11 protein-coding genes and 1 pseudogene are annotated in these 13,299 nt (G+C 66.8%); 3 read left to right on the plus strand and 9 right to left on the minus strand.

Annotation, left to right across the window (positions count from 1 at the left end; genetic code table 11):
- Position 1: 1 nt before the first annotated feature.
- Positions 2-1,522 carry a fatty-acid--CoA ligase FadD4 gene (fadD4, locus tag AC5Y4T_RS00860; protein ID WP_499951591.1) on the plus strand — a complete coding sequence of 507 codons (1,521 nt, stop codon included), beginning with the start codon at positions 2-4 and terminating at the stop codon, positions 1,520-1,522.
- A 492-nt stretch (positions 1,523-2,014) separates the two neighbouring features.
- A complete protein-coding gene (locus AC5Y4T_RS00865; protein WP_499951592.1) occupies positions 2,015-2,308 on the plus strand; it encodes a hypothetical protein in 294 nt (97 codons plus the stop codon).
- Here the strand turns inward: AC5Y4T_RS00865 and AC5Y4T_RS00870 are convergent.
- A complete protein-coding gene (locus tag AC5Y4T_RS00870; RefSeq protein WP_499951594.1) occupies positions 2,301-3,326 on the minus strand; it encodes a fused (3R)-hydroxyacyl-ACP dehydratase subunits HadA/HadB in 1,026 nt (341 codons plus the stop codon). The two genes, AC5Y4T_RS00865 and AC5Y4T_RS00870, sit on opposite strands and share 8 nt — an antisense overlap.
- A gap of 126 nt (positions 3,327-3,452) precedes the next feature.
- Here AC5Y4T_RS00870 and AC5Y4T_RS00875 point away from each other — a divergent pair, with 126 nt between their 5' ends.
- On the plus strand, positions 3,453-6,608 hold the full coding sequence (locus AC5Y4T_RS00875) for a bifunctional cytochrome P450/NADPH--P450 reductase (RefSeq protein ID WP_499951596.1): 3,156 nt from the start codon (positions 3,453-3,455) through the stop codon (positions 6,606-6,608).
- A gap of 1 nt (position 6,609) precedes the next feature.
- Here the strand turns inward: AC5Y4T_RS00875 and AC5Y4T_RS00880 are convergent, their stop codons facing one another.
- The 8 genes and pseudogenes from AC5Y4T_RS00880 to AC5Y4T_RS00915 all read right to left on the minus strand — a co-directional run bounded on the left by AC5Y4T_RS00880 (position 6,610) and on the right by AC5Y4T_RS00915 (position 13,235).
- Positions 6,610-7,185 carry an N-acetylmuramoyl-L-alanine amidase gene (locus AC5Y4T_RS00880; protein WP_499920215.1) on the minus strand — a complete coding sequence of 192 codons (576 nt, stop codon included), beginning with the start codon at positions 7,183-7,185 and terminating at the stop codon, positions 6,610-6,612.
- Between the two features lie 235 nt (positions 7,186-7,420).
- Positions 7,421-8,320, minus strand: a complete 900-nt coding sequence (locus tag AC5Y4T_RS00885) for an N-acetylmuramic acid 6-phosphate etherase (RefSeq protein ID WP_499951972.1) — start codon at positions 8,318-8,320, stop codon at positions 7,421-7,423.
- Between the two features lie 123 nt (positions 8,321-8,443).
- A pseudogene (locus AC5Y4T_RS00890) lies at positions 8,444-9,190 on the minus strand (BadF/BadG/BcrA/BcrD ATPase family protein); the annotation flags it as partial.
- Positions 9,118-9,486 carry a VOC family protein gene (locus AC5Y4T_RS00895; RefSeq protein WP_499948558.1) on the minus strand — a complete coding sequence of 123 codons (369 nt, stop codon included), beginning with the start codon at positions 9,484-9,486 and terminating at the stop codon, positions 9,118-9,120. The gene AC5Y4T_RS00895 and the pseudogene AC5Y4T_RS00890, both read right to left, overlap by 73 nt.
- Positions 9,487-9,527: 41 nt before the next feature.
- Positions 9,528-10,283, minus strand: coding sequence for an enoyl-CoA hydratase/isomerase family protein (locus AC5Y4T_RS00900; protein WP_499951597.1), 756 nt, complete (start codon positions 10,281-10,283; stop codon positions 9,528-9,530).
- A complete protein-coding gene (locus AC5Y4T_RS00905; protein ID WP_499951598.1) occupies positions 10,280-11,044 on the minus strand; it encodes an alpha/beta fold hydrolase in 765 nt (254 codons plus the stop codon). Before AC5Y4T_RS00905 ends, AC5Y4T_RS00900 begins: the two co-directional genes overlap by 4 nt.
- A complete protein-coding gene (locus AC5Y4T_RS00910; RefSeq protein WP_499951599.1) occupies positions 11,041-12,096 on the minus strand; it encodes an acyl-CoA dehydrogenase family protein in 1,056 nt (351 codons plus the stop codon). Before AC5Y4T_RS00910 ends, AC5Y4T_RS00905 begins: the two co-directional genes overlap by 4 nt.
- Entirely contained in the window at positions 12,093-13,235 is a 1,143-nt protein-coding gene (locus tag AC5Y4T_RS00915; protein WP_499951600.1) for an acyl-CoA dehydrogenase family protein, read from the minus strand. Before AC5Y4T_RS00915 ends, AC5Y4T_RS00910 begins: the two co-directional genes overlap by 4 nt.
- Positions 13,236-13,299 lie beyond the last annotated feature (64 nt).

The raw sequence follows: 13,299 nt of genomic DNA on the forward strand, positions 1-13,299 counted from the left end.
CATGGGCCTCTGCGACTACGCCACTTACACGAAACCCGCTGTGATACTTCATCCTTCTGGGGTGACGGTGAGTTTCGGCCAGCTCGAGGCCAGCGCGAATCGCCTGGCCCATTATTTGCGCCGACAAGGTCTCGTTACGGGGGACACGGTCGCCGCCGTGATGGAGAACAACGAGCACATTCATGCGGTGATGTGGGCCGCGAGAAGAAGCGGTCTGTACTACACCTTGATCAATACACACCTGAGCGCGGCCGAAATCTCCCACATTGTGAATGACAGCGGAGCGAAGGCGATCATTTCGTCAGTGGCGATGCGGGCTGTGTGCCGACAGCTGCCGCAATCACGCCCGGGCGGATTGCCATCGGTGGCGCTTGTCGCCGACGGTGAACTCGAAGGGTGGCGACGCTACCCGGACTGCGTGGCTGCGATGCCAGCGACACCCGTTGCGGCCGAATGCGACGGGCAGCTTCTCCAGTACTCGGCCGGAAGCGCTGGACTTCCAAAGGGGATCCGCCGCCCATTGAAGGCCGCCAGCTCTGTTGGGACGCGACTGTCGACGCCCGTCTTCGAAGCACTCGGTGTGACAAGCGAATCCGTCTACATGAGTCCGGCGCCGACGTATCACACCGCACCGGCGATGTGGACAATGGCTGCCCAGGCCGTTGGCGCAACCACTGTCATGATGGAAGCATTCGATGCCGAGGGCGCGCTGGACTGCATCGAGCGGTACGGCGTCACCCATGCGCAATTCGTCCCGACGATGTTCGTCAGGATGCTCCGGCTGCCCAAGGCGACGCGAATGCGGTTCGACCTGTCGACCCTTCAGCGTGTGGTTCATGCCGCCGCGCCGTGTCCGCCCGAGATCAAGCGGCAGATGATCGATTGGTGGGGTCCAATCGTCGATGAGTACTACGGCTCCTCGGAAGGAGCGGGTATCTCATTCATCCGCGCCGAAGACTGGTTGCGCCACCCTGGTTCGGTTGGCAGGCCAATGCTGGGAGTCCCGCACATCCTCGGCGAGGACGGCAAAGAGTTGGCAGCGGGGCAGGTCGGCGACATCTACTATGACGGCGGCTATCCGTTCGAGTACCTCAATGATGCGGAGAAGACCGCGGCGGCACGCAACTCCACGGGCTGGGTGACCGTGGGCGACGTTGGCTACCTGGACGACGACGGCTACCTCTATCTCACTGACCGTCGTCATCACATGATCATCTCGGGAGGCGTCAACATCTACCCGCAGGAAACCGAGAATGCCTTGGTGTGTCATCCGCTGGTGGTCGACGCCGCAGTGTTCGGCGTACCGGACGAGGTGATGGGGCAGTCGGTCACTGCTGTTGTTCAGCTAGTCGATCCGGCGCGGGCTACGCCACAGCTCGCCGACGAGTTGACCGGGTGGCTGCGAAATCGACTGGCGAGTTACAAGTGCCCGCGATCGCTGTTCTTCGAACCGCGATTGCCGCGCAGCGATGCCGGCAAGTTGTACAAACAGGACCTGATCAAGAAGTACTCGCGGCGTTGACGTCAGCGCGACGTTGACCTCGGCGGGTATCGAGGCGGTTGCGGTTCTGGGCAGCTTCACCGAGTATTGGCTGGCCGAAGCGATAACCCGGTATGTGGGCGTATCTGCGTCACGTCCCATCGCGGCGGCGATGTCACGGTGGGCACGCCCGACCGCACCCACGAAAACATGCATCGGATCGGGCTCTGGTCGCGGAGGCAGAATTTCGTTTGCTTGGATTATCGCCAGTGAACCCTCACGATGGACTTTCGCAGCTAGATGAGGAGCTCTCATGACCTATCGCCGTCTTGCTTGGGCGCTCTGCGCGGTGATGGCGGCGGCCATCATTCCCGTCGAGGCCCATAGCGAGCCGCCGACGAAGTGTCTGACCAACACCCCCAAGGGCAAGCAGGTCTACGTGCCCTGCGATCTGCTCAACGCGGGCGCCAACTTCCCACCCGGGCAGCGTTGTCCTCCACCGCTCGAGCAGTACCCGAAAGATGTGGCGGACTGGTGCGGCGAAGGTCCAGGCCTTGCGAGCACTACGCCCACGACTCCGACGGCCCCCACGACTCCGACGAGTCCTACGGGTCCGACGACCCCACCGAGTTCGAGGACTCCGACGACCCCACCGAGTTCGAGGACCACTCCGACGACCCCGACGACTCCGACGAGTCCCGCGACCTCAACGAGTCCTGCGAGCCCGCCGGCCTCGAACAATTCGGGGTGAACCGCTGGAGGTTTGTCCTTCGAGGAGGACTTTCTTTGCGGCGACGGGTCTTGACGCAACCAAGGCGCATCAGCTGAAGCGGACGTTCAACGTCGCCAAACCGAAGATCTTTCGGCCACCGGACTTCGCCCCGACCAGGACGACTCCGGTGCGTGTCGCCGGGTCCAGCGACTTGACCTTGCCGCTGAACTCGATATCGCAGCCTCCTTTGGCCGACACGATCGCGGGCGCCGAGAGTCGTACCGCGTAACGGGTGACGGCACCGGGGTCGCCTGTCCATGTGGAGGCGAATCCGGCACCCAGCCCCATGGTGAGCATTCCGTGGGCGATCACGTCGGGCAGGCCGGCCAGCTTGGCGATCTCCTCGTCCCAATGGATCGGGTTGGCGTCGCCCGCCACGCCGGCATAGTTCACCAGGTCGCCGCGAGACAGTCGGGTGTGATGCACCGGTAGCTCGTCGCCAACCTGCACGCCATCGAAGGACGGCGTCCCGGGCGTGCGACTGCCGTGCTCGGCGATCCGGATTCCGCCCTCGGGGCGCACCGTCTTCTCATACGCGTCATCGGCATCACCGACCGCCGTCAGGTCCACGTCATGCATCATGATGTTCGGCACCGCCAACTTGATCGCCGGATCGACATCCTCGGCGGTGACTCCGACGACGGTGGTGTGCAGGGTGTGCACCCGCTCGCCGGCGGCGTCGGTGAAAGTGTTGGTCACGGTGATCAGGTCCCGACCGGCGATCCTGCGCACCGAGGTCAGTTCGACGTCGATATGCAGTTCGTCGCCGGCCACGATCGGGCGGTGCTGCTCGAACAACTCTTCGGTTTGCATGTAGGTGTCGTAGCCGACGACAACCTGTTCGAACATGCGGCGATTGCAGGTCATGCCCGGCGTCGACGTGAACGTCAGCGGCGCCACCAGGTCCGGATAGCCCAGCTCAGCGGCGGCGTCGACGTCCCAATGCGCGGGGTGATAGTCCTGCACCGCGCGGGCGTACTCGCGTAACTTCTCGCGGCCGACCAGGTAGGTGCCGTCCATCTTGTAGTAGTGGCCGACCCGCGATTCGAGCGCCGACGCTTCTGCTGTGGTCATCAATTGCCCAACTTTTCTATCGGCCCGTTCGGTGAGGCCGACCAGAGCACAGTAACGCGCGTCGCGCCGAGGATGACGTCCGCGGATTCCCGACGACACCGCCGTGTCGAAACCTATGCTGCCCGCATGACCGAGTTCCGTGCGTCGTCCCCGCCGGATCTTCCCGGCATCCCCTCGGCCGAGGGTCCCTTGCCCGGACCGGATCAGTTGGTCGGCCGACCGCGCGCGCTGGCCGTGGATCTACTCGGCGAATTGCACGGGCCGCTGTTCTACGCCGACTTCAACGGCGGCTTCAGGAAGCTCTACGCGTGTTCGCTGGAGCTCGTCACCGAGCTTTGCGACGAAAGCCGGTTCGCCAAGAACCTGACGGCAACCCTTGCCCGAGTCAGGCCGTTGGCCGGTGACGGCCTGTTCACCGCCTACCACGGCGAACCGAACTGGCAGCGCGCTCACGATGTTCTGTTACCCGGTTTCAGTTACGCGGGCCTGCGCGCCTACCACGCGGCGATGCTGGACATCAACTGCACAATGATCGACCGGTGGGACGCCCGCGCAGGGGTCGGGCCGGTGGATGTGTCGGCCGACTTGCAGAAGTTGGCCATGGACACCGTGGCGCTCGCCGGGTTCGGTTCGCGCTTCGAATCTTTCGACTGCCCCGGCCTGGCTCCGATCCCACAGAGCTTCACAACGGCGCTGGGGGAGTTGACATCTGACACTCCGACGCCGGTGTTCAAGAAAGAATTGGCCACCTTGCACTCGTTCATCGACGGACTGATAGCCGAGCACCAGTCCGGTGACCGTGAGTGTGACGACCTGTTGGCGTTGATGCTGCAGCAGGATGCGAACGGCAAACCCGTACTGGAAACGGAGAACATCCGCAATCAGATCATGACCTTCCTGATCGCGGGGCAGCTCACCACATCGGAACTGATGCCCAACACGCTGTACAACATCGTCAGCGATCCGACGGTGCTGCACCGGGTGCAGGCCGAGGTGGACACCGTGTTCGGAGCAGAAGACGGCTACTTGCCCAGCTACGACGACATCGGCAAGCTGACCTATCTGCGGCAGGTCATCGAGGAAACCCTGCGTCTTTCGCCACCCGTATTGCATTTCGATCGAATGGCTCTGGAAGACACTGTGATCGGTGGCAAGTATCCCATCAAGCGCGGCGAGGCTGTCACGGTGCTCACCGGCGCATTGCACCGCCAGCCCGGCTGGGGTGACAATGTCGAACTCTTCGACCCCAGCCGCTTCGCTCCCGAACGCTCGGCGGCTCGGCCGGCTGCGTTGTTCAAACCCTTCGGATCCGGTGCAAGATCATGCATCGGCCGGCAGTTCGCACTGCATGAGGCGGCCATGGCGGTGGCCCGGCTCATACATCGCTATCGCCTCATCGATACCTATCACTATGTGCCGCAATGGGAAACTCCCACCAGTCGCCGGCCGGTGGGGTTCCGGCTCGACCTGCTGCGGCGCACGCCGCAGGACCGCAATACCCACACGCTCGACGCCCAGCCGGATGGCGCACACGGCGAATCGCAAAGTCTTGCAACGGCGATGATGGCCGGCATCCGGCTGGCGGTCCTTTACGGTTCCAACCTCGGTACCTGCCGTGCGCTGGCTCGCCAATTCGCCGACGACGCCACGGCTTTAGGCTGCACGGCGACAGTGGCCCCTCTCGACGATGCCGTTGGTGGCTTTCCCGAAGCCGAGGCAGTCGTGATCATCGCGTCCTCCTACAACGGGCAGCCGACCGATGACGCGCGCGCCTTCCTCACCTGGCTGCTCGACGCGAGTACCACGCTGAATCCGGCACCCAATGTCGCGGTTCTCGGTGTGGGTGACCATAATTGGGCGGACACCTACCAGGCGGTCCCGCAGCGCATCGACGAGCGCCTCGGCGAGCTGAATGCCAACCAACTGGTGCCGCGGGCGGCGGCCGACACCTCGGGGGACATGGTCGGCACGATCGAGGAGTTCGCGGCGGCGCTGTGGTCATCGTTGGCCGAACGCTTCGGCGACCCCGACGCCGCACCGGTCACGGATGCGGCCGAACCACTTTACGAGTTGCGCCGGATCGTCGGGCCGGTGACGGCGGCGCTGGACGCACGGTCGTCGGTGATCCCGATGACCGTCGTCGAGAACACCCAACTGGTCAGCCCCGAGCTGGGCCAAGCCAAAACCAATGTCCGCGTTGAGCTTCCGGCCGGCGTCGACTACCAAACGGGCGACCACCTAACGGTGATGGCCGACAACCCACCCGAGGTGGTCGACGCGGTTTTGACACAGCTCGGCATCGACCCTGGACTGCGGCTAGCGATCAATCCTCGGCGCAGCTCTCGGCGCCTCATCGCGCTCGACCGAGAGGTCAGCGCACGCGAACTGCTCACGCACTTCGTCGAATTGCGGAAACCGGTGACCAGCAGTCAATTACGTAGACTCGCCGCGGCCAACAACAGTCCCGCGGAGCGCCAGCGGCTCACTGGACTGGCCGAGGCCCCGGATGGCTGTTCGCTGAGCGTGCTGGAGTGCCTCGACGAGTACCCGGCGTGCGTTCTCACCGGTGCCGAGCTGCTTGAGCTGCTGGATCCCATGGTGCCCAGACACTATTCGATCGCATCGTCGTCGATGCTGTCACCGCGCACGGTGGGACTGGTCGTCAGTGTGCTCGATGCGCCGGCCCGTTCGGGTCACGGTCTATTCAAAGGTGTCGCGTCCAACTACCTCGCGACAATCCAACCCGGACAGGTGATCCGGGCGCGGGTGGACCCGGCTCGCCAGGCGTTTCGGGCCGGTGCCGATCCGGCGAAGAACGTGATTCTGGTCAGCGCCGGTACGGGCGTCGCTCCGTTCCTCGGTTTTCTCGGTGACCGGCTGGCCGCGCGGGGCGCAGGTGCGCCGGTGGAGCCGGCGCTCTGCTTCTTCGGGGTGCGTGACCCAGAAGTCGATTACATCTTTCGAGACCGGTTCGAACAGGCCGAAGCCATCGGTATCGTGCGGATGCGCCCGGCGTTCTCCCGCGCGCCGCAGAACGGGGTCCGCTACGTGCAGGACCGGATCGCCGCGGACGCCGACGAGGTGTGGGACCTGTTGAGCGACCCGGCCAAGGACACCCACGTCTACGTGTGCGGCGACGGCGCGCGGATGGCGCCTGGGGTGCGCGGTTCCTTCCTCGACATCTATCGGCAACGGACGGGGGCCACCGACGATGAGGCCCGCGCCTGGTTGAACGGACTTATCGAATCCGACCACTACGTCGAGGATGTGTGGGCAGGGTAGGTCAGTTGCCGGCCTCGATCGACGCGACCCGTGCGGCCGCGTCGGGCCCGCAGAAGCGCTGGAGGTCCACCCCGCCCGCGCCGAGAAGGTCGTCGACGCGGCGCTTGAGGTCGCCCGAGGAAAGGTGGGCGTACAGGTTTCGACCAGGGCAAGAAGTTTGGGCCAGGTCTCGATGGCCCGCCAGCGTGGTGGTCGAAACGTGAAAAGTCTGGGCGGCCCATGCGAATGCGCGAGCTGCGCCCTGGAGCTGGGCCTCCGGCACGGCCTCTTGATCGAAGTCTCCTTCGCAGAGCACCAGGAAATGGCCCGTGGTGTCGTAGTCGGTCGCGGTATCGCCCGCGATCTCGGTGCTCCGCAGTTCGTAGATGTTGCCGTTACGGTCGACGCCGACGTGATAGGCGATGTCGATCCACCCGTGCTGGTCCTGGTGGTATCGCTGGTCCTGGCGGAGATGGCTTGGGGCGTTGCGGTTGTCGCCGAGGACGACGGCCTCGTGGTGAAGGGTCATTCGGGTGATGGTGTGGCGCTTGCCTCCGGAGCGGGCCGGTCGGGCGCCCCAGGCGTCCCGGCATAGCAACAGCGTCGAAGTCGTAGCGGTCAGGCTTGCGTTGATCGTGGGGGCCGGGGGAGGAGGTGGCGTTGCACCGGTTTCCGACACCGCATTCGTGCAGCCGCCGACGAGGGACGCCGCCCCGGCGCTACCGGCCAGCATTAGCAGCTGACGACGGCTGACGGGCGCTGGCCGGCCGCACGCTGGCTCACACACGATCCTCACCATACGGGCGTGACGCCGGCCCGCGGGACGTCTTGATTCATGTCCCACCCAGCGCGTGGCGCACGCGTCCGCGCGCCCGGTCGAGCTTGGCGGCGGCCTCGGTCGCGTCGACGCCCGCGAGCAGGGCGACGATCGCGGTCTTGGCGTGACCGCCCGCGCCGGCGAGCGCGGCGGTAGCGGTCCGCTCGTCGACGCCGGCCGCATCGCGGACGATCCGCACCGCTCGGCGGCGCACCTTCGCATTGGTCGCGCGCACGTCGACCATTCGGGCTCCATAGGCCTTGCCGAGCGCGATCATCACGCTCGTCGAGAGCGCATTGAGCACGACCTTCTGCGCCGTCCCCGCGGTGAGCCGCGTGGACCCGGCGAGCACCTCGGGCCCGGTCAGCAGCTCGATCACCACATCGGCAGACGCCTCGCTTCTCGGGTTGTTGACTAGCGCGACCGTCAAAGCACCCGCCGCGCGCGCGTGCTCAAGCGCTCCGAGCACGTACGGTGTGCGGCCCGACGCCGTAATCCCGACGAGCGCGTCGACAGCGGTGAGATCCGTGAGATCGGTGGGGTCGAACGCATCCTCCGCGCCCTCGATCGCCTCGGTCAAAGCCGTTGGCCCGCCGGCGATCACACCGCGTACCAGGTCGGTGCCGAACGTCGGCCCGCACTCGGCCGCGTCGAGCACGCCGAGCCGACCGGGCGTCCCCGCGCCGGCGTAGATCAGGCGGCCACCGCGTTCGAGCCGCGCGGCAATCGCCTCGGCCGCCGCCGCGATCCGCGGTACAGCCGCCGCAACCGCGCCGTGCGCCTCGCCTTCGGCGGCGACAAGCAGCGCGACGACCTCCGCGATCGGCCGCGCGTCGAGGTCGTCCAGGCCCGGCCGCACGGCCTCGGTGGCGAGCGCGTCGAGGCCGTGCGTCGCACCGGCGGTCTGGATCCGAATGACATGCGGCTCATGGATCGGTCCCAGCCGCAGCGCGCCATCGAGCGCATCGCCGGCGGCACGGATGAGGTCGAGTCGCTCGCGCAGCGCCTCGACCCCCGCCAGTCCGCCGACCATCGCCACCGGGCCATCCCCGGCCGCGCGGGCGGTTGCGGCGAGTGCCTTGGCCGCGGCGCCGATGATCGGCAGCGCCGCGGCGTCGCCTTTCGCGGCGAGGACGTCGGGCGCGAAGGACGCGAGGGCAGCGGCGTCGGTGAGCTGCGCGGGCCAGGTCTCCGGCGCGCCGAAGCGGGCGCGGGCGGCGTCGAGCAGAACGGTGGATGGCCCGCGGCCGTCGTGGCCCCGCAGCGCCGCGCGCAGCCCGGCGGCGCCGATCCACGTGCCACCACCCTCGTCACCCAGCCACGGACCCCAGCCGTCGGCGGTGCGCAGCGCGCCGTCCGCATCGATGGCGAGCGCCACGACGCCGGTGCCCGCGATCAGCACGACGCCCGGCTCGCCATTCAGTGCGCCCGCATGCGCAATCACCGCGTCACTCGTCACCGCAACGCACTGCGCCCTAAACGATTTCAGCAGCGCGTCGCCCAGTGCGCGCGCCGCATCGGGTGCCGCCAGCGCCCCTGCGGCGCCCACGACCACCTCATCGACGGAGCCGAAATCTCGCGCGACGGCCACAATCGCCGCCTCCGCGCCGCGCACGCCACCGGGCATCGCGAGCCCCGGCGCGCCCGCACCCTCGACCCTCCGGCCGCCTGCCGCTGCCCGACAGGACGTCTTGCCGAGGTCGATGGCGAGGATCATCGCAGCTTCTGTGCGAATTCGATGATGTTGCCGTCCGGATCGGCGATGTGCAGCGTGCGTTCCCGCCATGGTCGATCCACTGGTCCCGTGAGGATCTCGACGCCGAGCCCGCTCAGCCGTTCTGCTTCCGCATCGACGTCATCGATCAAGAAGCCGATCTCACCGCAGGGCGCGTTGCCGCCCTCGCGACCGATGAGCTCGGGCAGCTTCGAGCGTTCGAAAAGCGAGAACTTCGTATTCTCCATGTCGAACTCGACGTAGCCGTCGCCCTCGATGCGCACCCGAAGCCCGAGGACGTCGCGGTAGAACGCCACCGAGCGGCTGAGCGATTCGACATAGTGAATGACGTAGTCCACACGACGCATGCAATGCACCGTATCGGTTTTCGCCGTGAGCCCGAGGAAGTTCAGCGACCGGTAAATGTCGGGGTGCGGCGCTGGGCCGCCGCCGTCACGCCCTCGCGGAAATCCGCGGTCGACTGGAGTCGCGTTTGTTCCTCGAGTTCGTGGGCGGTGGCGGCTGCGACGGCCACGGCGAGTCCGGCGCGCATCGTCGCACGGATGCTCGTGAGCGCCAGGGGAGCCGAAGCGGCGATCCGCTCGGCGAACCGAATCGCCGCCGGCCGAACGTCGCCGTCGGCGGCCAGCTCGTCGAATAGCCCCGCCGCATAACCGATTTCACCTCCGAAACGCTCACCGGTGAGCATCCACTCCAGCGCCTTTTGCTGGCCGACGACACGAGGCAACGTGGCGGTGATACCGAAACCGGGATGAAAACCAAGCCGGCTGAAGTTGGCCGCGAATTTCGAGGAGGGTGCGGCCACTCGGAAGTCTGCGCTGAGAGCAAGCCCGAGCCCACCGCCGATCGCGGCGCCCTGCACCGCCGCGACAACCGGCTTGCGGGCGCGGAACAACCGGATGGCCTGCGCGTAGAGCTCACCCGGTGACGAGCGATTCTCGGCCGGCTGGGAGAAATCGGCGCCCGCACAGAAGTGTTTTCCCTCCGCGCACAACACAATCGCCCGGCATTCGACATCGTCGTCCAGTCGCTCGTAGGCGTCGGCGATGCCCGTGATCAAGGCGGTGTCGAAGTAGTTGTTCGGGGGCCGATGGATCTCCACCATGGCCACGTGCCCGACGGATTCGACGGTGACATCAGTCATAGCTGTTCCAACAGGTCGCACACCGCGGCGTTGAACGCCTCGGGCTGGTCCATGTTCGCCGCATGCCCCGCGTTGTCGATGACCAGCTTGCGGGAATTGGCGATCTTGCGGTGCATGTAGTCGGCCGGGGCCAGGAAGTCGGTGTCTTGGGCGCCGACGACCACCAACGTGGGCACCGTGATGCGCTCGAGCGACGTGATCACGCGGGCGTCCTTTTGGGCCATCACGCCGCGGGCAGCGAGCGGCAGGCCCTCGGGATGCGCATGCAACGCCTGTGCGACTTCCGCCGACGCGTCGGCGCGCTCTTCACCGCGCTCGAGTTCTCGAGCGCGGCGCTCCACCCACGCGTTCCACTTGTCGCGCGCTTCGTCGTTGCGATAACCCGGCCCCGTGTCGACCAGCACCAGCGCGGCCACCCGCTGCGGGTGGACGAGGTGGAAAGCCAGGGATAGGTAGCCGCCCAAGGACATTCCGCCGAGTACGGCGCGATCGGCACCCGCGGCATCGAGAACGGCCGCCATGTCGGCGACGCTGATCTGCTCGGTGTAGCGCGTGATGTCCTCGGGCGCGTCGCTGCTGCCATGACCGCGCTGGTCCCAGACGATCACCGGTCGGTCGACGCTCAAGGCATCGATGTTCGGATTCCACATGCCCGCGGTGGCGCCGAAACCGTGGGTGAGCAAGAGCGGCACGCCCCGCGCGTCCGGGTTGTGCACCTGATAGGCCAGTGTCACCCCGTCCGGGCGCTGCAGCCGGTTCACGACACCACCTCCGAGCCTGACTGGATGGCTGGGTACAGGGCGTCGGGGCCACCGGCGACCAGGGCCGCGCCGAGTCGGTCGGCCCAGCGGTGATGCCCTCCGGCTTCGTCTCGCCATGCCCAGAGCCGACGGGTCAGATAGTGCAACGGATACTCCTTCGTCATGCCGATAGCGCCGTGCGTCTGGTGGGCGGCCGCCGTCACCAATTGAGCGGCCCGGTCGGCAAGCATTTTGGCGCAAGCGATCTCGAATCCGCCCCGGCCGAGTTCGACCGCTTCGACCGCACCGTCGAGGGCTGACGCGACCACCGCGGCCTGCTGGTGAATGGTCACCAGATGGGCTTGAACGGCTTGGAACCGACCGATGGGGCGGCCGAATTGCTCACGTTCGCCGCTGTAGCGCAGTGTCATTGCGGCGACGGCACTTATCGCGCCGGCCATCAGCGCCGCACGGCCCAGGGCGCTGCGCTCCCAGAGCGATTGGTCATTGACCCCGTCTGGTGCGTCGGCGCGCGCGGTTACCCGGACACCTTCGAAAATCACTGTGTCACGCGGCTCTTCGGCGAGGTTGACGCCGCGGCTGACGGCCGGTCCGCCTGATGAGGCCGCCGGTCCGGGCGCGAGCACCACGACGCCGTCGACGAGTCCGATGAGATGCTCGGCGCGGTGGGCCCATGCGACCGCCGGCGCCGTACCGAACAGGCGGCCACCGTCGAGGCTTAGCGTCGCGGCGGGTGGCAGTACCGTCCGAACACCCTCGGGGAGCGCGAGACCCGCAGACGCCAATAGCCAACCGCCGACCAGCCCGGCTTCGGCCAGGGGCACTGGTGCCGCGTGCGCTCCCGCGGCGCGCAACAGTTGGATCGCGTCGGCAACGCTTCCCCCGGCTCCGCCCAGCTCCTCTGGAACCGGGACATCACTGAACCCGTTCTGCCGCAATGTGTTCCATAGCTGTGGCGCCCAGCCGGTGGCGTCGGCGTCGCCGACGTACTCCCAACGGCTGTGTGCGGCAAGCAGCTTGTCGGCGGCGCTATACAGCTCGTTGTCGCTCATGACAGCCCTTTGAAGGCGACGGAGCGCAGCACCTCGGTGGTGCCGCCCCGGATGGTGAATGACGGCGCGTCGAGCGCGGCGCGACGCAACAATCGCTCGAACAATGACGGTTCCGGCTCCAGCCCGCACACGAGCTCGCGGTCCAACAACTCCCGCAGCGCGCGCACGACGTCTTGTTCGAACCGGGTGCCCATCTCCTTGATGAGCGCCGCCTCGGCCGCGGGGGTGTCGCCGGCATCGATCGCGCGGGCCACCGTCAGCGAGAGTCGGCGTAACACCCAGTATTGGGCCGCGAGCTCGCCGATCAGCCGGCTCCCTTCGCGACTGGCTGCGAGGTCCGGGTGTTCGCGGACGAACTCCTGAACGACCAGGAAGGTCGAGATCCAGCGGTCGGGGCCACTGCGCTCAAAGGCCAACTCGTCGGCGTTCTGTGCCCAGCCCTGTCCGATTTCGCCGATCACCATCTCATCGGAAACCAGCACCCCGTCCAGGAGTACTTCGGCGAAGTGGTCGGTGCTGCCATTCAGGAAGGGGATCGGCTTGACCGTCACGCCGGGGCTTCGCATATCGATCAGGAATCGGCTGAGCCCCGCATGCCGTTCGCCGTCGCCGGTGCGGCACAGCGCGATCATGAAGTCGGCGCGCATCGCGTTGCTTGTCCACACCTTCACGCCCGAAACCCGCCAGCCATCACTGTCGCGCACGCCCTTCGTGCGGACCGACGCGAGGTCGCTGCCGGCATCGGGCTCGCTCATGCCGATACAGAAACACAACTCGCCGCGGCAGATTCGCGGTAACAGCCACCGTTTCTGTTCCTCGGTGCCGTAACGAAGGAGCACCTGGGCGATCTGTCGGTCGGCCACCCAGTGATGCCCGACGGGCGCGCCCCAGCGCAGCAGTTCTTCGACGACGACGAAGCGGTCGACGGCGGTGGCGTCGTGGCCGCCATAGCGCGCCGGGACCGCCATGCCGATCCAGCCACGCTCGCCCAATGCGGCGGAGAACCGCGGATTCACCTCGGCGCTCATGCCAAGTCCAGGCTCGAACGTCCCCCAGGGCAGCTTCTCGGCCAAAAATGCCCGAACCTGTTCCCGCAATTTCAGTTCTGCGGCGGTGAGCGCGGCGGGCGACGTGACCATACGTGGAGGCTAACCACCCTCCGTGAAGCGAGGGAAGGTGCCGCCAGGCAGGCGTAAGGTTCGA

This window comes from Mycobacterium sp. NGS11, assembly GCF_059813315.1.

What these genes read in the sequence shown, in the direction of transcription:
- fadD4 (WP_499951591.1), top strand. Translation starts at nt 2, where the DNA reads ATGGGCCTCTGCGACTACGCCACTTACACGAAACCCGCTGTGATACTT.
- AC5Y4T_RS00870 (WP_499951594.1), bottom strand. Translation starts at nt 3,326, where the DNA reads ATGACCACAGCAGAAGCGTCGGCGCTCGAATCGCGGGTCGGCCACTAC.
- AC5Y4T_RS00900 (WP_499951597.1), bottom strand. Translation starts at nt 10,283, where the DNA reads ATGACTGATGTCACCGTCGAATCCGTCGGGCACGTGGCCATGGTGGAG.
- AC5Y4T_RS00910 (WP_499951599.1), bottom strand. Translation starts at nt 12,096, where the DNA reads ATGAGCGACAACGAGCTGTATAGCGCCGCCGACAAGCTGCTTGCCGCA.
- AC5Y4T_RS00875 (WP_499951596.1), top strand. Translation starts at nt 3,453, where the DNA reads ATGACCGAGTTCCGTGCGTCGTCCCCGCCGGATCTTCCCGGCATCCCC.
- AC5Y4T_RS00895 (WP_499948558.1), bottom strand. Translation starts at nt 9,486, where the DNA reads ATGCGTCGTGTGGACTACGTCATTCACTATGTCGAATCGCTCAGCCGC.
- AC5Y4T_RS00915 (WP_499951600.1), bottom strand. Translation starts at nt 13,235, where the DNA reads ATGGTCACGTCGCCCGCCGCGCTCACCGCCGCAGAACTGAAATTGCGG.